Here is a 20,580-nt window from a genome sequence, read left to right on the forward strand (position 1 = left end):
CAATAAATAGGGTATTTTCCTTATCTTAGGACCAAATTGTGTCCTCTACACCCAAAAATGATTTAGCCATTATTAAATTCAATAAAATAAAACTCCTAACTAGATAGACAGAAATTTCACTTATTTCTGTGCCTACTAAATTAGGAGTATAGTTTAAAAAATGTTTTACCTTTTTTGCACTCTATTTCTATTAAGGTTAATTATCATCCGGGCTTCCAAATTAAACCCTTCAGAAAATTTCATTCGTCTAAATTTGTTGCCAATTGGTTGTTTTTCCGCACGTACTTGCTTATAAAATTATCAAAGCCAAAACTAGCTAACAAAATTATAAAAGGTAAAAATTGAATAACATACCTACTCCTTCCTCCTTCAAAAAGAAGCAGGAAGAAAAAGAATCCTATCACCGTATATTTTAGCAGTTGAACCATCCATTCCTCATTAAAACAAGTGAACACCATAAATAGCAAAGTCAATAGCCAAATCACTTGCATTACAACAGAGAAACTATTGGTCCGGCTAGCTCGATTTTTAACCGTAAATAACCTTCTAGGTAACGTTTTGCTTAAACTCTTATCTACCATCGTCGTGTCAGCTTCATTTCCCCACGTAAACGTTCCGTCTTCCGTATTGTAGATCTGCTTATTCATCAAAAAACGCTCGTAAGCCGTTGGCCCCATTTTGTTGAAACGTTTTTTTAAGACCCTTAAGTCCCGATTCTTACGATTTTCATAATTTTTAATCGACTTATCTTTAAAAGTATCTTGAGGATTATAACCTCCACGTCCAGAAATTCCCATTGCCGCAAAGTGAAATAGCGAAAACGACTTGTTTTCATCAACAGAAACCAAGTTAGTATTTTTCTTGTAAAAACTAAATGCCGCAAAAAACGCAACTATTAATATTACAAATAAAGATACCACCCTAATGCTCATTCTACGTTCGCCCTTTACAAACTGCAAAAGAGAAATTATCAACAGAGCGATATAAAAAATAACTAAAGTGGGCTTTAAAAAATAACTAACTACTAGCAACAAGCTTAAAAATCCAGTTAAAATGCTTGTTTTAAGTTTAGTGTTTTCCTGATGAGTTAACAGTAGAACAATGCTCATGTTCAAAGAGCTTACGCAAAATGCCCATATATCACTATAGGGGATTGTTATCCATGGCGAACAGCCGATCAATAACAAACTGGCTAAAATATAGAAATTAGATAAACGTTTGCCATAGTTATTTCGCAAAATCCTTCCCAAAAACAAAATCGAGGAATCCAATAAAAAGATGTTCAAAAAACCAAGTTCTTTTGTGAAAAGTACTAACTCCGGTTTACCAAAAATAAGCCATAAAAAATGCTCTGCACTTAAAAGGAAAAGATTGTTAGGATAAATAGAAAAATAGTTGCGATCCCAAATAGGATGTCCAATTGCCTTATATAAAATGAGCGTCGGATCCCACTTAGTTATCGAAGTCATTGTCATCACTATCCAGCATTGCCAAATAAATAATGCCGTTAACGCCAGTAGGTAGGTAACTTTATTATCCAAACGTTTAAAGTCTTTCCTTAGCGGAATTATTAAGACTATGCCGATGATCGCAATATCAATAGCTAGTACCATCTTACCCGATAATTCAGACAAATCATTTCGTAATAAGCTAGCGGCACCCAAAATGCTCAGTATACCTAGAAACACAAAAAATATATTAATAAATTTATTGCTTAGGCCTTGTATATTGAATTTCAAAATCCTACATTCCTTTGTCTACAAATTTTTTTGTGTATTCATCCTTCTCAATCGTAAAACGTGGACGGTGCTTAACTTCCGAGAAAATTTTCCCAATATATTCACCAATTACGCTAAGGGAAACTAACTGTACGCCCCCTAGTAACCAGATGGAAATCATTAATGAAGTCCATCCAGAAACTACGTGCCCAACTATTTTTTCAATTAGCGCATAGATCATTAATACAATACTGATCAAAACGATTACCGTTCCCATCCCGAAGATTAAATGAATTGGGGCGTCGGAAAATGAGGTAATTCCATCCATCGCAAAGCGCACCATCTTTTTTAATGGATACTTCGATGTACCGGCAAACCGTTCTTTACGCGCGTAATAAACTTTATCCGATGGATACCCCACTAGTGGCACGATTCCCCTTAAGAAAAGGTTTCGCTCTTTAAATTGAAGCAGATCCCGTACAGCTCGTTTACTCATCAACCGGTAATCAGCCGAATTAGGGATGAGTTTAACCCCGATTTTTTCCATTACTCGATAAAACAACATTGCTGTATCACGTTTAAAAGCTGTATCAGTATCACGATTATTACGAACACCGTAAACTACGTCATTGCCTGCATGATACTTTTTAACCATTTCAGGGATTGCATTTACGTCATCTTGTAAATCAGCATCAATCGTGATAATCATATCTGAAAATTCAACAGCCGTGGACATCCCCGCAATTAGCGCATTTTGGTGACCATAATTTCGGCTAAATTTGATCCCAGTTATATCGTCAAATTTTTTAGTGTACTCTTCAATTAGCGACCATGTTTGATCTTTGCTGCCATCATCAACGAACAAAACTTTACTCTCGGAGTGAATTAATTTTTGCTTTTTTAAATTTATTAAAATATTTTCTAACTCTTTGTGCGTTTCCGGTAGCACTTCTTCTTCATTAAAACACGGAACAACTATTGTTAATAAATCCTTCATCTGATAAACAACCTTCCTAGGGATTATCTATTTATTTGAAACACATACTTAACTTTTAGTTCGTTATGCCCCTTTTTACAGTAAACCTTGGTACTTCCCATCTTACCCAACTTTACTTTATTGGTGCTTAAACTATGTCCATTAAGTACGTAGCGCGTACCTTGGTAGCGCACTACTGGTACCGTAACGTAGGCGCTTTTTCTTTGATTCCACTTAATGTTAATCCAACCGTCCTTTACAGAACGAGAAAAATTATTTTCATTTAAATAGAGGCCTTCAATCCCTTTAAACATTTGATATAAATTATTATTTCTGCATTTTAAAGAACCTGGTTTATTTAACTTCTCCATTTGCCGGGTAGCAGGCAAGTAATCGGGAATTGGTTTAGCTAAAATTTTCCACGGAGCATTTAAGTTTCGACTGCTAAATGCTTCTTGAACCGCGTAATTCTTCTGCCCTCGATATGTTATGTAACCAACCGCTCCAAAAGGTTTAGCAGAAACATTCCATCTGTTCAGTGCATCTGAAAAACGACTGACGGTGTCCATCGCGCTTACACAAGTCAAACCCATTAAAATAATAGCCAGCACTTTAAAATTATGATTTAGCTGTTGACCATTTTGTAAAACAGATAGCATTCCATAAATAACCAATAGAATACCAATCGGAGCTATCCGGAAAGGAAATTGTAAAATATACATTGCAGGAAGTATTTTAAAAAGATCATTCCACGGAAAAATCCCACTTGCCAGCAGTAAATAACCAATACCTACCCATTCTAGAAATTGTTGATCCCTATTCATGGCATCCCTATGTAAAATAGCAATTCCAACCGCAAATGCCAATGTCAACGCAATTGCTGGAGGCAAAACCGCATTTCCAATAGTATCCCCCCACTTTAATACACTTGCTTGCGGGTTTGCATACGGGTAAGGAGTCATTAATTTATCTTGCGAATTTAAGATCAGGTAAACGCCCCAAACGTTCACCGTGCCAATCAATGTAATTGCTGCCGAAATCACACTATCTCGTACTATTAATAACCGCTTTCCTTTCTGAACGGTCATGGCATAAATAAAGGTTACGCAGATTAATGACAAACCGATTATTGAGGATAAAATATGTAACTGCATCAACACAATCATCGTTAATGCCATTTCAGCTATATTAACGTTTTTGCTCCGTTTTCCATCAACCATCCGGATGGCGACAGCAACTGCTAATGGTAATACGCTTGCTCCCACTCCTAAAAACTCGTTATCAATAACCCAAGAAGTAATTGCAAAACTTGTAGCGTAAATGGTAGGACCAATAAGCAAAAGCTTTTTATCCTTTATCCCGCCAACTTTTAGCATATAGTACGTTGTCGAAACTGACGTAAACACAACTATAAAATTAAGCACTAGCTGTAAACGGTAATATGATTTAAGAATCCATAATAAGAACCCACATACATAAGCAAAGATTGGTCCATAAAGTACATTGATGTATCGACCAACTCCTCCAAACCCATACATCATGATGAAAGGCTGAAAATTATGTTCCCTTATTTGCATATACGTATCATAAAACCTATTCAGATGAAAGATTGTATCTGCAGAAATGATGATGCTGTTATGAAAAAATATTTGGGGAGAAACAATGAATAAAGAAATCAAAAAAAGTTTTCCTACCACCACGAGCTGTTTTTTATTAGGCATTAACCTGCTCTCCTTATGATCAACTTAAATTACTAAAACAAAAATAATGCATAATACCCAAACCACCGCAACTAACCATAAACTATATTTTGAAATTAAGGATGATTTATAAGCCAGCCGTAACTCATTTTTTCCCTTACGACTGCTAATAACTGGGGTACCAATTTTCGTTAATTTAATGGTGTCATTACTTAACCTTGTTCCATTCAAAGAAACCTGTGAATTTTTGTATACTGTAACTGGCACCATTGTTTTTTCAGCATTTTTATTACTGTGCCAACGCACGGTCAAAGTATTACCCTTAACGCTCTTATGAAATCCTTTTTGATTAAAAATGATTTCTTCTGCGTAAATACCGTAAGGATTGTTGTTAGCAAATAAGTTTTTACTCGAGGTTGGTAAATAATCTGGATAACCCTTTGTAACCAGCTTTAGCCCTCTTTTGAGATCTGCACTCTTCATCTCGTTACGAAATTCTGCTGCAGTAAACTGTTTAGTTTTAATAATGGGAGTCTTCGTTGAGATTGGCCAATTAGAATACCACACTAAGGCTGCATTTTGAATCCCATTAAACGTTCCCATTGTAATAAAAATAGCTCCAATAATTGCTGCAAGTTCGACTGGAACAAAGCTAGACTTGGAAGAACGTTTCATTTCACTTAAACTCATTGCGAAACCAGCAATCAATAATACTGATGCGATGGTTAGGAAACGGTATGGAAATTGAAGTAAACTTTCAATTTTACCAAAATAAGTACCGATTGTTCTCCAAGGGACCACGTTAGATGCTAGAAGTAAAAACATTCCGCCAATTAACGTGACCACTTTATTCGTAAAGTCAACAACCTTCCACTTGTACAATACATACCCAATTTGGACTAAATAAATAATACTTACTACTAACCCCAATTCGTAAATAGATGTATTTCCTACGGATAAATTAACGGTTTCCTTAGACATGTTTGCAACGGGAAATGGTGTAACTATGCTATTAGTACTAAAGACTTCTAACATTGCGCCCCAAACATTAAAAGTTAATACTAAACATAAAATTCCGGCTTCCGCCGTTTTCCAAAATAATTTAATCCGCTCCTTAGCCTTAACTAAGCCAATTACAAAGAAAATTAAAAATGCCACGACCGTAAAGAGTGCACTAAGCACGTGAACTTGAATTACTAAAGCCACAACCAGTGCTAATTTAACTGCCGAAAATTTACGCGGATCAAATTTTATCATGTCAATACCCACCATTATTTCAAGTGGCATTAACATCGTTCCCCAAGCCATAAAGGATTCCACCGTTACCCATGATTGGATCCAGTAACTAGACATGAAAATTACCGCCCCAATGGTGGCAAACTTTTTCTCGGCTCCTAATTTAGTTGCCAATTTATACATTAAATAACCGCTAATCACAAATATAGCGAAAGACGTTACAACCTGAAATTTCAACCAGCTTCTTACAAAGAATAATATTAATCCTAAAAAATAGGCAAATCCGGGCCCGTATAATGCATTTATAATTCTTCCACTTTGATTAAAGCCGTAATCCATTTGAAAGAAGTTAAAGTTATGGGTCTTTAATTGCATGTAAACATCATAAACACGGTTGAAATGAAAGGGCACATCGGCTCCAAAGATGATGCTTTTATTAAGAATCTGTGGGGAAACAAACAGTAATCCCACAAGTAGTATTACCAATCCTGGATAATATTTTTTTATTTTTGGCATAATCTTAACTGACATTTATCTACTCTCCTAAATAATAAAAATACTGTGAATAACTTAACAGCTAAAACAACTATTCTAAGTCAATCACAGTATTTATATAATAATTGTTTACGCCACACTAAAGTATAGCATAGCTATTCTGCTGAATGCTCAGATACCCAAACAAACTTATCGGCTATTTTTATTTTAAAGAACTTTGCGCCAACTAACGTTTTGTTGATAGGATCTTCTAATACTCGTGTTTCTAAAACTGTAAAAGTTACGGCATCAGCTTGAGCTATATCAAAATTACCGAGGAACTGGGTATCCTTTTGCCCATATACACCGCTCCATAGTAAGGTTGCATCCTTTAATTTAATGCTTTCAACTGGATTACTAATCTTTTCTACACTATAACAGCTGCGATTAAACACGTAATTCATTGCTTTTTGGGCACTTCTACCATCGTTCCATGAGTTATATTCTTGATTAAATTTTTCGACCTTTCGTTGATAATCTCGCCATTTCGGATCTGCGCTTATCCATGAATTGATAGCTTCTAACAATTCGGCAGTTGATCTTACAACCGGCCCTGGAACAAACTCTTCATAATCCTCTACGTAAAGTCCCCGAACATAATCTTGGTACTCTTCTAGGTCTGGAGCCATAAAGATCATTGGCTTATTAGTAACGGCAAAATCAAATAATACTGATGAATAGTCAGTTACCAACAAATCTGCTACTGCAAGAAGTTCAACGTTAGATTGCCAATCAGAAACATCGATAATATTATCCAATTTCTTAAATTTAGGTCTACCACTCGTAATTAGAGGGTGGAACTTAACAAGTACTACCACATCTTTAGGTAGTGAGCGGCTTAATTTTTCAAAATCAACTTTACTTTCCATTCCATACTGGTCTACATAAACAATCTCATCGTCTCTCCAAGTTGGTTCATACAAGATCACCCGTTTAGTAGCAGTAATTCCCAATTCTTGACGAATTTTTTCTCGTTTAGTAGAGTCCATATCTAATAACTGGTCAATTCTTGGCAGCCCACTCATAACGATTTGGTTATCACCAAGTCTGAACGCATTCTTCTGCAAATCAGCAGCAGTTGCGTTCCCAGCTAAAAGATAATCCCACTTGCGGCCTTCAATCACTTGATTTTTTTGGTATTGGTAGATTGACTGTCCCGGAATAAAGTCCGAACTTAAATCCGTCCCGACTTTTTTCAACGGGCTCCCGTTCCCAGTTTGAATTACCTTCATCCCCCGAGGCTTTTTCCAATTTACCGCCACCTCAGAATTAGTTATATAAAAACTGGCTCTTGCACGGGCAACAATCCCCTTTAACGATTTTTTGATCACATAAGGCAAGGCTGCAGAACGGAAACGTTCGGTTTGATCAGCACTCGCCAACCACAATAATTTATAACCATTAGGATGGGCTTTAAGATATTCATACAAGGCACGAGGATCACTATCAGTAGCGCGCCCGCCATTATTTTCAAAAACTATTAACTTGCTTCGCTTTAAAAATTGGCCAAATAAGTTAAGTGCACCCATTTCGAGACTTGTTACTCCTAATGCACGAGCTAGTTTACTAGTGAAGAAGCCCTTTTCTCCGTTATCCCTAGTAATATTATTATTAATAACTTGTTCCACAGTATTCTTTGAAGCATCACCATCTCTACCATAGGTACAAAATTCATTATAGAACCATTCCAATTTACTACCGTACTCGGCTTCTAATTTATCCGGTTTTTGTAAATAGTGGATGATTTGTTCAGTACTTCGGGCAATTGGCCCTGGTACGGTTTTAACGTAGTCCAAGTAAACACCACGGTTAGAATCATCAAGGTACCAATCCAAGTCATAAGCAAAGAAAATCATTGGACGTTTTAAATATCCGTAGTCAAACATTACGGAGCTGTAATCAGTAATTAAGACATCAGCAATTAGATACAGATCCGCAATGTTAGGATACGCTGATAAATCATAGGCAAATCCTTCAAATTCATGAATATCAATCGCGTTTGCTACTAAATGATGGAGCCGCACTAAAACCACGTAGTCATCTGCTAGTTTATCCTGCATTACCTTAAGATCCATCTCAAAATCAAGTTTCCCGGCTTGACGATATGTTGGGGCATACAAAACCACTTTCTTATCAAGAGGGATTCCAATATTCAACTTTAAGTTTTTGATGAACTCAGGGTTATTATTGTTAATTAATTCATCATTTCTTGGAAAGCCCACGCTAAGTACTTCATTTTTGAAATCAAATGCGTTCGCACCCACTCGGTCCATGTAAGCTGATGGCGAAATCAAATAATCCCACCGTCGATTTCGTTTCATGAAATTGCGTTGCCCTTTGGCTGTGCTATTTCTCATGGAAGGCTCTTCTAGACCCATCTTTTTCATGAATGTACCATGAAGCGTTTCTACTTCCACTTGTCCTCGTCTCTTGACGTAGGAGTTAGGAAAGTTGGTATTTTGTATAAAGTATTTTGCTGTAGCTAAATAATACCAGTACTTAAAGCTTCCTCGGCGAATAACTTTTCCCTGTCCACTGACTTTAGTTGATAAATCAGTTACCGGCCAAATAAATTTGTATTCAGGATGGGCCTTTTGCCAATATTCGTAGATTGCCCGAGGATTGTCATCAAATGACCTACCCCAAAAACTTTCTAGCACTACCGTCTTAGAGCTTAACGGTAGCAGTCTCATCAGTGGGTAAGCGATGTAGTAAGCCACTTTTCTTTTACGTACTGAATTGTCAATCCAGTCCCACTGCTGCAATAGTCCAATTTGGAACCTTCCTACGTCATTAACTTGTAGTTTTAATTTTAGATTCTTAAAACGGCTAATTTGTAAAATATTCCGTGACTGGTAATCTGCCATTAAAATAGGAATTCTGACATTGTTCTCATCACCAGCAATATCCACAAAAAAGTTATAGTATCCACTCTTAAAAAGTGGTTTTTTACCATCGCTGAACTTAATATTAACTTCAAAGCGATCATTAGTAAGCGGGTTAACCTCAAAAGCATCATAAGATTCTTTTGCATCAGTACTGATCATCAAGAACTGCACTTTACTAGTTAAATCATTTATTAATTTTGAGCTTACTGAAAAGGTTAGCTGAAGTACCCCATTAACAAGTGTATAGTTTTCAACCTTCGCACTATTTTTTTCAAATATAAGGTGTACTCCCCTTAACGATGAGGAAACATCTACGCGGGCTTTACAGCTACCATTCGTTAAGGTGAATACTTGTTCATTTAAAGAGAACCTAAACTGATATCTTCCCATGTTAGTGGCGTTATATAAGTAAAGCCGACCACTAGTGATCCCATTTTCTAGGTCATTACAGTCAAACGAAATGCGATACTTGAAGCAATCTCGTTCTTCTTGAATTAACTCAACTCGTGAAGCGTAACGCTCATCCTTCCCATAACTGAACATAAATAATGGATCTATCAGGTTTTTATCCGTCAAAAAATCAAATGTCAAAATATTTTTATCGGTAAGCTTAAAATCCTTCACCAACGGAAGGTTGCCGGCTAGAATATGATTCTGCATTTTAGGTTGAACGTCAAAAAACAAATTCCAGGCACGATTAAAATCATTATTGATAACGTATTCTTCAGTGCCACTGGCAATTCTTTCGGGTGTCAAAAGAGCGTTTCGTCGCCTAACCGGACTACCGACCGGGGTTGTAATCGTTAAATCGAGATCCGTTGCAATTAAATCAATCACCCAACGTCCAGCTCCAATTTGGGCCAGAACATCTTTTACATTGATTGCTAATTTAAAGGCGTAGTATGTAGTTCCCCAAAAAATACGCCGTCGCTTGGTTTTCTTTTTATCAATTACTTCGATATTAGTACTTTGGTGACTGTGGGTGTTTCGGATATGAGCGTCAAACGCGAAATTAGACTTTTCAAACTTTGCAATTTGACTAATGAAACAACGCCCCTCAACGATTGCTTGATCGTTTTCCCAATAAACACGGTCAACCTTCGACTTACCTTCAACCGCGCCCTTTGTCAATTCAATTTTTTCGGCTAGTTCCGGACGTAAAGCCTTATTAATGTAACGATACCGACCGTGATCACCAACAATTTCACCAATTTTTTTATATTGGTATCCGTAACGTTTAAAGTCTGGAAAATCACCATTCAATAGCGCGTAGTATTGAATTTGTTTTCTAATGGAAAGTTCTTTAATTACACTTAAATCATAGTTCCTTAAAAATTTAACTAAGTCCCGTTGAAACTTAAAGAGGGTTTCTTCGCTAGCGTTTTGGAATCCGTTTAAGTAAAGTGGAATATCCATGTCTAAAACCTTGAAGTTAAAGGCTTCCTTTAATTCTGGACTTCCTCCCAACTCTAAAATAGATTTTCTTGCCATTTCTAAAGTCTGCATCCGATCCCAAAACAACTGGAAATTAGCCCTTTGCTGAGTAATGGATTGGTTAGCTCCCTCTCGAACACGCCAATGATAAGTATCTTCAGCGATAACATCAACAGATTTAGCTAAAAGATGGTACCGCATTGACACCGGGATATCTTCATAGGTCAATCCTTCTGGATATCTTAAGCCGTTTCCTATAAAAATTTCAGCTTTATAGACTTTATTCCAAGCCGTAGTATCGTAAACTAAATTAGTGTTTACGTTAATATTAGTTTGAAGTAAAGTTTCTGGAATTGCTTTTTCATGCAAAACCGAAGGGTATACTTTTTTAGAATTAAACCTATTTACAAATCCCGAAGCGAGATCCGAACCCGTTTGTAATAGGGAACCTACTAATTTTTCATACGCATTTTTGGGAACTACATCATCCGAGTCAACAAATGCAAGAAATTCCCCAGTAACATAATCCAATCCTGCATTTCGCGCCGCACTCAACCCACCGTTAGGAGTGTGAACGGCAGTAAATGTCGGATATTTACTATCGTATTCATCAAGAATTGCTCCTGTATTATCTGGGGATCCATCATCTACCATGATGACTTCGATATCTTTATATGTTTGGTTTGCTAACGAATCCAAACATTCTTTGATATAATCCTCGACTTTATAACAAGGCACGATAATGCTTAGTTTTCCTCTTACAAACTCTCTCTTCACCGCTATTCTCCTCACAAAATTATAATAATGCTATGAAGCCCGCCGCTAATTTATGAAAAATTCGAGCCGGATTTTCTAACAAACTAAAAAATGAATACCCCATAATATGTGAAAAACCAATTCCCAGCATTAACAATACAAGAATCACAACTGCTAATCTTGTCATCAAGGTCATTTTTTCTGGTAGCACTTGCTTGTAAAGTACATTATGCACTGACTTTTTAGCTTCAGCAGGTTTACTACCCTGAGCTATCTTTTCTTCTACTAATTCTTTTTGGTACGCCTCAACATCAAAATCAAGTTGTTCCGCCTTTTTTGTTGCTTGATACTCTTTTTTCTCCTTAGCGGACATTGCCTTAAAATCCGCATAAAAAGCGCGGTATTCGGCAATTACCTTTTCAGCTGGACCGACGTCTTTTAACTCACCGTAATGCATCCAAGCAACTGTATCACAAATCTTTTCTACCTGTCCTAAAGCATGACTCACAAATACAATTGTTTTTCCTTGCTTTTTAAATTCCATAATTTTGTCAACGCACTTTTGGTAAAAAGTTGCGTCTCCAACAGACAATGCTTCGTCAATAATAATGATATCTGGGTTAATGTGCACCGCGATGGCAAAGCCCAGACGGGAGCGCATCCCAGTTGAGTAATCTTTTACAGGCTGGTTAATAAAACTTCCGATGTCAGCAAAATCAATGATATCCTGACGAATATCATTAATTTCTTTGATTGATAGGCCTTGCATCAACCCTTTTAGTCGAATATTTTCAAGTCCCGTCAAGTTCCATTTAAGTCCTGCACCGATAGAAATAATCGAGGTATCCCCTTTAACATCTACCATTCCAGTGGTTTGGGGGATAATTCCCGAAATGATGTTTGAGATGGTTGATTTTCCCGAACCATTCACTCCAATAATCCCGAGAGTTTCACCTTGCTTAACGTCCAACGAGACTCCCTTAAGTGACCAAAAATGCGGTACGTCTGTTTTTTTAATATTAAAAAAGTTTTTTAACCGATCGCTTTTACTTTTGTATAAATCATACTCTTTAGTTACATTTTTAACTTGAATTTTATAATCCATATATCAATTCTCCTAAATCAAATCCACAAAATCTGATCTGAATTTATTGTGTAAATAAGACCCAAAAATACCTATCAAGATAATAAAACACCAGAAAAATAAAGTAAGTGCAGGATCTTGTAACATGGTCCCGGTAGAAAACATCGAGAGGCGCATCCCGTTTATTACGTAATAGAAGGGATTTAACTCTAGCAATCGGATCAATGGTCGTGGAAAGTTAGAGGTTACGAAATTAAATAACACCCCACTCATGTAAAACAAAACCCTTAAAACAGACTGCAACGTAATGTGCCAATCTCGGATTAAGACACTAACGGTTGAATTAAAAATACCCAACGCAAACATTAAAACAATCATGCAAAAGAAGTAGTAAATGAATTGAAAGCTTAATAGCGTTAAACCAATATGACTAGCAAAGGTTAAAAACAGACCAAAAGCAATCATAGTCCAAAAACTATATAGATTTCCGTATATCTTGATCGAAGGTAAAACATTAATCGGAAATTTCATCTTTGAAACCAAGCCAACTTGTTGATACACACTTTTTGAAGCATCTAAAGTAGTTTTGTTCATGTATAACCACGGAGCAATACCGGCAACCATCCAAGGTAGATAAGGAACACCCGGCTCTGGATCTCCATGTTTCAAAGCTACTCCGAATACTAAATAGTAAATTCCAATTTGAATTAGCGGATTTAGAAATTCCCACGTTAAACCTAGATAATGACTTTGATATGTAGCACGATCATCGTATTTTGCCATACGACGAATTATTTTAAAATTCAAAAATTGATCGCGAACTATTTGAAACAATGTGTTCATAAAAATATTCCTTCCATAGTTGAATATATTTTTTATTAAAAAAGTTGATTACATCAGATTAATGCAAACCAACATTACCGCAAATTATTAAGTATAATTTAAGGCACTTTTATATTTTACTCCGAATCTATTTTTAAAACCGCCACATTATTAAATTCTTTATAAATAGCAAGCGGAAGCTACTTTGTAGCCTACTTCTCCTCCCGAACAATATAAACCGGCCGGTCCTTGACTTCCAAGTAAACCTCGGCAATGTAACGACCGATAATGCCCAAGCTTAGTAGTTGCACTCCGCTAAAGAAGAGGATGATCACTACTAAAGAAGGCCAGCCAAACGCAGAGGTGTGCGGAAAAATAATCGCCCGAACAATTACCGCCAAAGCTCCTAGCACGGCTAACACACAGGTAGCGATCCCAGCGGACGTCACAAACGATAACGGTGCCGTTGAGAAGGATACGAACCCTTCAATCGCGTACTTCATTAATCCCCAGAAGGACCATGAAGTTTTACCAGCGGCCCGTTCGCGGTTCTCATAAGAAATATAGTAAGTGTTAAAGCCGACCCAGTTAAAGAGTCCCTTACTGAACCGTTCCCGTTCCCGCATAGAAAGCACGCTATCCACCATTTGGCGGGTCATTACGCGGAAATCGCGGGCTCCGTCCACGAGTTCCAAGGAGCTTACCTTATTGATCCACTTGTAAAATTGTCGCGCAAAGAAAGAACGCACGCGGCTTTCTCCATCACGGTCTTTGCGCCGCGTAGCCACTGAATCATACTCGCCCTCTTCGATCATTTTGACCATTTGGGGTAATAATTCCGGTGGATCTTGTAAATCAATATCCATCACCGCTACTAGTTCTCCGCTCGCTTTTTGTAAGCCGGCGTACAACGCTGCCTCCTTACCAAAGTTCCGTGAGAAACTAATGTAGTGGATTTCCTCATGTAATTTTTGAAGTTTTTTAATTTCGACTAAGGTCTTGTCTTTTGATCCGTCGTCGACAAAAATCAATTCGGGCTCGACGTCCATTTGGGTTTCCACCTTCGCAAAGGCGTCGTAAAACAGCTCGACGGTTTCCTCTTCATTATAAGCTGGTACAATCACTGATAACTTTTTCAAATTAGTTCACCTGTCTAAAATTTATGTCTAAACTTTTCTTTTCTTAAGTTTCATGTTTTACTTAAAAGGTTAACTCTAAAGAACTTGGAGATGAAACCTTGATTAAGCAACTTTTTAAAAAATATAAATCCCTTATATCATACCTCTTCTGGGGCGTGATCACCACGTTGGTTAATATCGTGGTCTTTGCTGTGTTAGTAGACCAATTACATATATTCTACCAATTCAGTAACTTAATTGCTTGGTTCGTGTCGGTTTTGGTCGCTTACGTCAGTAACAAACTGTGGGTATTCAATTCCCACACTTCAACCGCCAGCGATTTATTTGCCGAAGCGCTCCGCTTTTTCTTAATGCGGGCCGCCACGTTAGTGTTAGATATCGTCATCCTCTACGTAGGAATTTCCCTGCTCCACGGAAACGACATCTTCGTTAAAATCATTGATAACGTCGTCGTCATCATTTCTAACTATGCTTTTAGTAAATTAGTCGTTTTTCGGACGAAGAAAAAATGGGAGTAATCCCATTTTTTTATTGCTCTAATTTTTCTAAAGCCGTGGCTTCGTCAATCACTTCTACACCCAGGTCTTGCGCCTTAGTTAACTTGCTCCCGGCATCGGCGCCCGCAATCAACACGTCCGTTTTTTTCGAAACCGAACCGGCCACGTCTGCACCTAAGTTCAACAGCTTTTCTTTCAACTCGTTACGGGTAAAATGCTCTAATTTACCAGTTAAAACCACCTTTTTACCGTTAAAGTAGTTTTCTGGTGCTTCGCTTGGTTGTGCGCCGAGGTATTCCATATTCACGTCCACAGCCTTCAACTCGTCGATCATGTTACGCGCCGCTTCACTTTGGAAGAAGGTCGCCAAATTATTGGCCAGCGTTTCACCGACCGTATCTACCGCGTCAAATTCTTCCACGGACGCTTCCATTAACCGATCCATTGAACCAAACGCTTCGGCAAGGGTCCGAGCCATCTTGGTTCCTACGCCCTGAATCCCAAGCCCATTAACCAAGCGTTCCAAAGAATTTTGCCGGCTACTGTCAATGGCTTCTAGCAAGTTATTGACCCGTTTTTCCTTAAACCCGTCTAATTGGCTTAGTTGGTCGGCAGTTAATTTGTATAGGTCGTCAAAATGGTGAATAAATCCCTTTGCATAAAGTTGCTGAATCTGTTTAGGCCCCAACCCCATAATGTTCATTGCATTGCGGGATCCAAAGTGTTCCAAACGTGCCACAATTTGTGCGGGGCAATCTGGGTTAATGCATCGTAAGGCTACTTCACCATTTAAATGTACTAATTCTTTACCGCAAGAAGGGCATTGATTGGGAATGGTCAAGTCCGCCACGTCTGCCGGACGCTTGTCCAAGACGACCCGGGTGATTTCTGGAATAATATCTCCTGCCTTATGCAATAGCACCGTGTCGCCAATCCGAACGTCCTTAGCAGTAAGCTGATCCACGTTATTCAAGGTTGCCCGACTCACCGTGGTTCCAGCTAGTTGCACCGGATCCATGACCGCCGTCGGAGTAACTACCCCCGTCCGGCCCACTGACCATTCAATGTCACGCACCACGGTTGCTTCTTCTTCTGGAGGAAACTTGTACGCAATTTCCCAACGCGGCACCTTAACCGTGTGCCCCAATTCCGCTTGTAGCCCTAAGTCATTAACTTTTAAAACAATTCCGTCAATTCCATAAGGCAAATCGTCGCGTTGACCTTCATAACGTTCAATATAATCCCAAACTTCCTCTAAACTGTGGCAAACCGTCTGGGTGGGATTAGTGTTGAATCCTAACTCTGCCATTGCCTGAATGGCCTCGTGCTGGGTTTGTACCCCCAAAACTTCGGGTTCCACTAGCGTATAGATAAACGTGTCGAGCTCGCGTGCTTTGGTAATTTGCGTATTTAGTTGCCGCAAACTACCGGCCGCCGCGTTCCGTGGGTTAGCAAAAACGGATTTCCCCGCTGCCGATTGCTGTTCGTTTAACTTCGCAAATGCCGCCTTCGGCATGTAGCATTCTCCCCGGACTTCCAAAGAAAGTGGCCGACTAAGGGTCTGGGGAACCGATTTAATGGTCTTTAAATTCTTGGTAATGTCTTCACCAATGTTACCGTCTCCCCGGGTGGAACCCTGCACTAGCTTACCGTCTTCATACACTAATGAAATCGCTAATCCGTCAATTTTAAGCTCCACGTTGTAATCAACTGGATGGCCCACATTTTTCTGAATGCGCTGGTCAAACTCCGCCAACTCTTCCTTAGAGAAAACGTCGCCCATCGACAGCATCGGTTCGGTGTGGGTAACCTTGGTAAATCCGGCAAGCACTTCGCCCCCCACGCGTTGAGTGATTGAATCTGGCGAAGCAATTTCTGGAAATGCTTGTTCTAAAGCTTGCAAGTCCGCATAATTTTCATCATAAACGTAATCTTCGACTTCGGGAGCATCCTTGGTGTAGTACAACTCACTCCAGCGGTCGAGCTTTTCACGGAGTTGTTCCGCAAGTTCGTTAGCTTCCGTTAGGTTCATTTTTTCAATTGGCTTCGGTAAACTCATCTTTTCTCTCCTATATCATGTTTCTATAAATTCAGGTCAAGTTCGATTGGACAGTGGTCTGAACCAAAAATCTCCGTATGAATTTTAGCATCCGCGAGTTGCTTGTCCAATGCTTGGGAGGTCACAAAATAATCGATTCGCCAACCCGCATTGTTGGCTCGCGCGTTAAACCGGTAGCTCCACCACGAGTAAACGCCCTCTTTATCAGGATAGAAGTAGCGGTAAGTATCCGTAAACCCACTTTGCAGCAACTCGGTAAACTTTTGCCGTTCTTCGTCAGTAAACCCGGCATTATGGTGGTTAGTGCGGTCGTTTTTCAAATCGATTTCCTCGTGAGCTACGTTTAGATCCCCACAAAAAATTACCGGCTTAGTGTCGGCAAGTTGTTTTACGTAAGCTCGGAAGGCGTCGTCCCAGTTCATTCGGTAATCCAAACGACGTAATTCCGGCTGTGAATTAGGAGTGTAGCAGGTAACCAAGAAAAACTTCTCGTACTCTAGGGTAATTACCCGTCCCTCTTGATCGAATTCAGGAATTCCTAAACCGTAAGAGACCGCCACCGGTTCCCGTTTAGTGAAGACGGCCGTTCCCGAATACCCCTTCTTTTCTGCATAATTCCAGTACTGGTGGTACCCCGGCAAATCCAGGTCAATTTGTCCTTCCTGTAGCTTGGTTTCTTGGACACAAAATATATCCGCATCCAACTCGTTGAAAACGTCCAAAAAGCCGTGCTTTACTGCCGCACGCAAACCATTCACATTCCACGAAATTAATTTCAAAACCGTGCCCCCATTTCTAATTATCTCTTTTAATTATCGCACAACTTGACGGAAAATTATTAAAGTTTGTCTAGCAAACTAGGTTGTTTACCACTTACGAAACTTTACGGTTATAATCAAACTAGGAAGGTGATGAATTATGAAAATTAACGTTGCATTATCTAACGGGTACTTACCCGATCGTTTTGGCAAATATGCTCCCGCAGCCGACAAGCTTCACGATTTGCCAATTCGGTCTTTTCCCATTGAAATTAGTGAGTTGCCTACTGACACAGCAGCCTTAGCACTAACTTTAATTGATTACGACGCCGTTCCCGTTGCTGGCTTTCCGTGGATTCATTGGATCGCGACCGACATTGCCGTGACCAATCTGATTCCTGAAAACGCTAGTGCTTTGGAAAACGGGATGACCCAGGGAAAGAATAGTTACGTTTCTAAGTTTTTAGACGTGGATGATCCCGCAATTTTCGAACACTATTCGGGACCTAAGCCGCCTACCGACCACGAATATACGTTGACCGTTTACGCGCTCAAGGAACCTACTAACCTGCCTAGGGGATTTTATCTAAACGACTTAATGCGTAAAACCGAAGCATTAGCCTTAGATTCAGCGCAGATCAAGATTCTATCCCGCGGTTAAGTTTAGATCCTGATTGCTTACTATAGGGTAGAGTTACTGAAAAACGCTTTTTAAGAATTGAATTCTCAAAAAGCGTTTTTTGGTTGATTTTCTAATGTAATGCGACGGGTGCCAGCTCCCTAACTAAAAATCGGTAACGATGCCTAAACTAGACATAATTACCGATTCCTAGCTAATATTTACAGCCTGCGCAATTTTTAGTTCATTTCTTAATTTTTGTTTCGCCTTGCCCGGGCCATTTTATCCAACTGCTTCTGAGCTTTTTTAGAGCCCCGTTCTAAATCTTTACGCATTTTTCGTTGGTGAAAATCAGTAAAGAGGCTCTCCAAGTCATAATCCACGGGATACAATTTGTCGGCGGCCATTTTTAATCGCGTTCGTTTTCGTAAAACATTCTGAAAACCGTGTTCTACAAAGACTGCTACCGTGTCATCGCCGTGATCTTCGTAAACTAGTCCCACCTTTTTGAGTTCCGTTAAATAAACCTGATCGCCTTTTTGGTATCTCAATTCGTTTTCGGCTTTATCGGGCAGCTGATCAGTCTTCGCCAACTTCGGAAACTGTATTTTTTTGGTTGCATATTTCGCCTGATTGGTAATATATTTACCTGCCCGCTGAATCAATGCTTTGGGCAACCTCATTTTTTGGGCAATCCAAAGCGCCTGACTGTCGCCAACTTCACCAACTTGCAGTACGTACTTAGGAGTTAGTGTTTCACGATCAAATTTCATTGCGGCCGGCGTAAAATCCGCATGCTTTTTAGTGAAATTCTTAATCTCTCCATAATGGGTCGTAGCAACGATCAATGCTCCCTTTCGATACAAATCTTCCAGAATCGCAATCGCCAATCCGGCCCCTTCGTTAGGATCAGTTCCGCTGCCCAACTCATCTAATAAAACCAGTGTATTACGACCGGCCTTTTGAACAATCTTTGCAATATTTTTCATGTGGGCAGAAAAGGTACTGAGTTGATTTTCAATATTCTGCTCATCGCCGATATCCACAAATAGTTGGTCAAAAACTGCTAATTCAGTCCCTGCTTGGGCAGGAACTTGTAATCCAGCCATCGCCATCAAGGTTAACAATCCCACTGTTTTCATGACGATTGTCTTACCACCGGCGTTAGCACCTGTAATAATCAACCCTCGGTAGTCCTTTCCTAATTGAAAGTCTAACGGCACGGGGGTACCAACCAAGAACGGGTGCCGCCCTTGAATTATATTAATGCGCTCCGCTTGGTTGATTTGCGGAGTAATTCCATCGTATTCCCGGCTATACTTCGCCCTTGCAAAGATAATGTCAAACATTGTCACAGCGTCAATAGCATTTAAAATACTTGTTCTTTGTTCGCTTAATTCGCCCGTTAATTCAGCTAAAATCTGATAGCTTTCAGATTCGATAACTGCCTTTTGAAACGCGAGTTTTTCGTTAAGCTTAGCGACTAAATCTAGCTCAATATAAACGGTTTGACCGTTACTTGATTGATCCACAATCGTACCAGGAACCTTAAATTTATAGGATGCTTTAATTGGGACGGTTATCGAGCCTTGCTTTTCAACTATCAAAACGTCCTGGATCATCGGCTTGTTTTTAGGACTTCGCAAAAACTTCATTAGTTTATCTTGAATTTCGTCCTTGATGGTTTTAAATTGTCTCCGCGCCTTCCGAAGATCTCGAGAAGCATCATCTAGTACTTCATAATCATCAACCTTTTGGTAAATGTGCTCTTCGGTAGTCGTGAATTTAGATAACGCCTGGCTGTACTTATACAGGGTTGGCGTCTGGTACCGGTTCTTTTCAAAGAATTTTTTTAACATCCGGTTACTACGCAAGAAATCTGCAAATTCAATTAGCTCCGCGGGTGTCAGAATCACGCCTTTATCAATTTTATTCATTAACCGGTTAATCTGTTTCAAGCCTAGTAATGGAATATATTGACCACTTTCAATAATTATTCGTGCTTCTTTAGTTTCTTGTTGTTTAACCCTGATACTTGCTAAATTACTTTCAATTGGCATATTTTCAAGTTTTTCTTTACTAAAATCACCAACTGCTTTAGCAATAACTCCCCTTTTTACTCGGTCAAATTGTAACTTTTTAAATAATGATTGATCAAACATCTCTTTTTCCTCTCATAAAAGAGACACCTATCCGATAAAACCTAATTAAAACAAAAAAGACCACAGTGATCCTCTGTCGTCTTCAAACTAAACTTAAAATTTATTTTGACAGGTATCGCTTGTAAAAGCATGCCAAAAAAAACCGTCTTCCCCGGTTCAATTAGCGCCAATATTTACATTTAGATACTTGCCACACTC

13 protein-coding genes are annotated in these 20,580 nt (G+C 39.0%); 2 read left to right on the forward strand and 11 right to left on the reverse strand.

The window, feature by feature from the left end; genetic code table 11:
- Positions 1-239: 239 nt before the first annotated feature.
- The 8 genes from HMPREF0623_RS05210 to HMPREF0623_RS05245 form a co-directional block, all read right to left on the reverse strand.
- Positions 240-1,634, reverse strand: a complete 1,395-nt coding sequence (locus HMPREF0623_RS05210; RefSeq protein ID WP_323051953.1) for a glycosyltransferase family protein — start codon at positions 1,632-1,634, stop codon at positions 240-242.
- A 109-nt stretch (positions 1,635-1,743) separates the two neighbouring features.
- Positions 1,744-2,715 (reverse strand): glycosyltransferase family 2 protein, encoded by a 972-nt coding sequence (locus HMPREF0623_RS05215; RefSeq protein ID WP_004166190.1) that lies wholly within the window; start codon positions 2,713-2,715, stop codon positions 1,744-1,746.
- 23 nt (positions 2,716-2,738) lie between these two features.
- A complete protein-coding gene (locus tag HMPREF0623_RS05220) occupies positions 2,739-4,415 on the reverse strand; it encodes a hypothetical protein (RefSeq protein ID WP_004166191.1) in 1,677 nt (558 codons plus the stop codon).
- A 24-nt stretch (positions 4,416-4,439) separates the two neighbouring features.
- Positions 4,440-5,813 carry a hypothetical protein gene (locus tag HMPREF0623_RS05225; protein WP_143121387.1) on the reverse strand — a complete coding sequence of 458 codons (1,374 nt, stop codon included), beginning with the start codon at positions 5,811-5,813 and terminating at the stop codon, positions 4,440-4,442.
- A gap of 467 nt (positions 5,814-6,280) precedes the next feature.
- Positions 6,281-11,263, reverse strand: a complete 4,983-nt coding sequence (locus HMPREF0623_RS09260) for a bifunctional glycosyltransferase/CDP-glycerol:glycerophosphate glycerophosphotransferase (protein ID WP_162257381.1) — start codon at positions 11,261-11,263, stop codon at positions 6,281-6,283.
- A 19-nt stretch (positions 11,264-11,282) separates the two neighbouring features.
- Positions 11,283-12,347, reverse strand: a complete 1,065-nt coding sequence (locus tag HMPREF0623_RS05235) for an ABC transporter ATP-binding protein (RefSeq protein ID WP_004166194.1) — start codon at positions 12,345-12,347, stop codon at positions 11,283-11,285.
- Between the two features lie 12 nt (positions 12,348-12,359).
- Positions 12,360-13,169 carry an ABC transporter permease gene (locus tag HMPREF0623_RS05240; protein WP_004166195.1) on the reverse strand — a complete coding sequence of 270 codons (810 nt, stop codon included), beginning with the start codon at positions 13,167-13,169 and terminating at the stop codon, positions 12,360-12,362.
- Between the two features lie 191 nt (positions 13,170-13,360).
- Complete coding sequence (locus tag HMPREF0623_RS05245; RefSeq protein WP_002829680.1) at positions 13,361-14,287, reverse strand: glycosyltransferase family 2 protein; 927 nt, start codon at positions 14,285-14,287, stop codon at positions 13,361-13,363.
- Positions 14,288-14,385: 98 nt separating this feature from the next.
- Between HMPREF0623_RS05245 and HMPREF0623_RS05250 the strand changes: the two genes are divergently transcribed.
- Positions 14,386-14,805, forward strand: a complete 420-nt coding sequence (locus HMPREF0623_RS05250) for a GtrA family protein (protein ID WP_004166196.1) — start codon at positions 14,386-14,388, stop codon at positions 14,803-14,805.
- 10 nt (positions 14,806-14,815) lie between these two features.
- Here HMPREF0623_RS05250 and ligA read toward each other — a convergent pair whose 3' ends face one another.
- Positions 14,816-16,843: an NAD-dependent DNA ligase LigA gene (ligA, locus tag HMPREF0623_RS05255; protein WP_004166197.1), complete on the reverse strand. Its 2,028-nt coding sequence runs from the start codon at positions 16,841-16,843 to the stop codon at positions 14,816-14,818.
- A gap of 23 nt (positions 16,844-16,866) precedes the next feature.
- Complete coding sequence (locus HMPREF0623_RS05260) at positions 16,867-17,622, reverse strand: exodeoxyribonuclease III (protein ID WP_004166198.1); 756 nt, start codon at positions 17,620-17,622, stop codon at positions 16,867-16,869.
- Positions 17,623-17,761: 139 nt separating this feature from the next.
- Here HMPREF0623_RS05260 and HMPREF0623_RS05265 point away from each other — a divergent pair, with 139 nt between their 5' ends.
- Positions 17,762-18,262 carry a YbhB/YbcL family Raf kinase inhibitor-like protein gene (locus HMPREF0623_RS05265; RefSeq protein WP_004166200.1) on the forward strand — a complete coding sequence of 167 codons (501 nt, stop codon included), beginning with the start codon at positions 17,762-17,764 and terminating at the stop codon, positions 18,260-18,262.
- Between the two features lie 209 nt (positions 18,263-18,471).
- On the opposite strand, the gene HMPREF0623_RS05270 is transcribed toward HMPREF0623_RS05265, so the two are convergent.
- Positions 18,472-20,382: an endonuclease MutS2 gene (locus HMPREF0623_RS05270; RefSeq protein ID WP_004166201.1), complete on the reverse strand. Its 1,911-nt coding sequence runs from the start codon at positions 20,380-20,382 to the stop codon at positions 18,472-18,474.
- Between the last annotated feature and the right edge of the window lie 198 nt (positions 20,383-20,580).

It is taken from the genome of Pediococcus acidilactici DSM 20284 (assembly GCF_000146325.1).
Lineage (GTDB): Bacteria > Bacillota > Bacilli > Lactobacillales > Lactobacillaceae > Pediococcus > Pediococcus acidilactici.

Bases quoted from the DNA above. Each gene is read 5' to 3' on its own strand.
- HMPREF0623_RS05225 (WP_143121387.1), bottom strand. From the start codon at position 5,813: ATGTATAAATTGGCAACTAAATTAGGAGCCGAGAAAAAGTTTGCCACC.
- HMPREF0623_RS05265 (WP_004166200.1), top strand. From the start codon at position 17,762: ATGAAAATTAACGTTGCATTATCTAACGGGTACTTACCCGATCGTTTT.
- ligA (WP_004166197.1), bottom strand. From the start codon at position 16,843: ATGAGTTTACCGAAGCCAATTGAAAAAATGAACCTAACGGAAGCTAAC.
- HMPREF0623_RS05235 (WP_004166194.1), bottom strand. From the start codon at position 12,347: ATGGATTATAAAATTCAAGTTAAAAATGTAACTAAAGAGTATGATTTA.
- HMPREF0623_RS05270 (WP_004166201.1), bottom strand. From the start codon at position 20,382: ATGTTTGATCAATCATTATTTAAAAAGTTACAATTTGACCGAGTAAAA.
- HMPREF0623_RS05215 (WP_004166190.1), bottom strand. From the start codon at position 2,715: ATGAAGGATTTATTAACAATAGTTGTTCCGTGTTTTAATGAAGAAGAA.
- HMPREF0623_RS05240 (WP_004166195.1), bottom strand. From the start codon at position 13,169: ATGAACACATTGTTTCAAATAGTTCGCGATCAATTTTTGAATTTTAAA.
- HMPREF0623_RS05220 (WP_004166191.1), bottom strand. From the start codon at position 4,415: ATGCCTAATAAAAAACAGCTCGTGGTGGTAGGAAAACTTTTTTTGATT.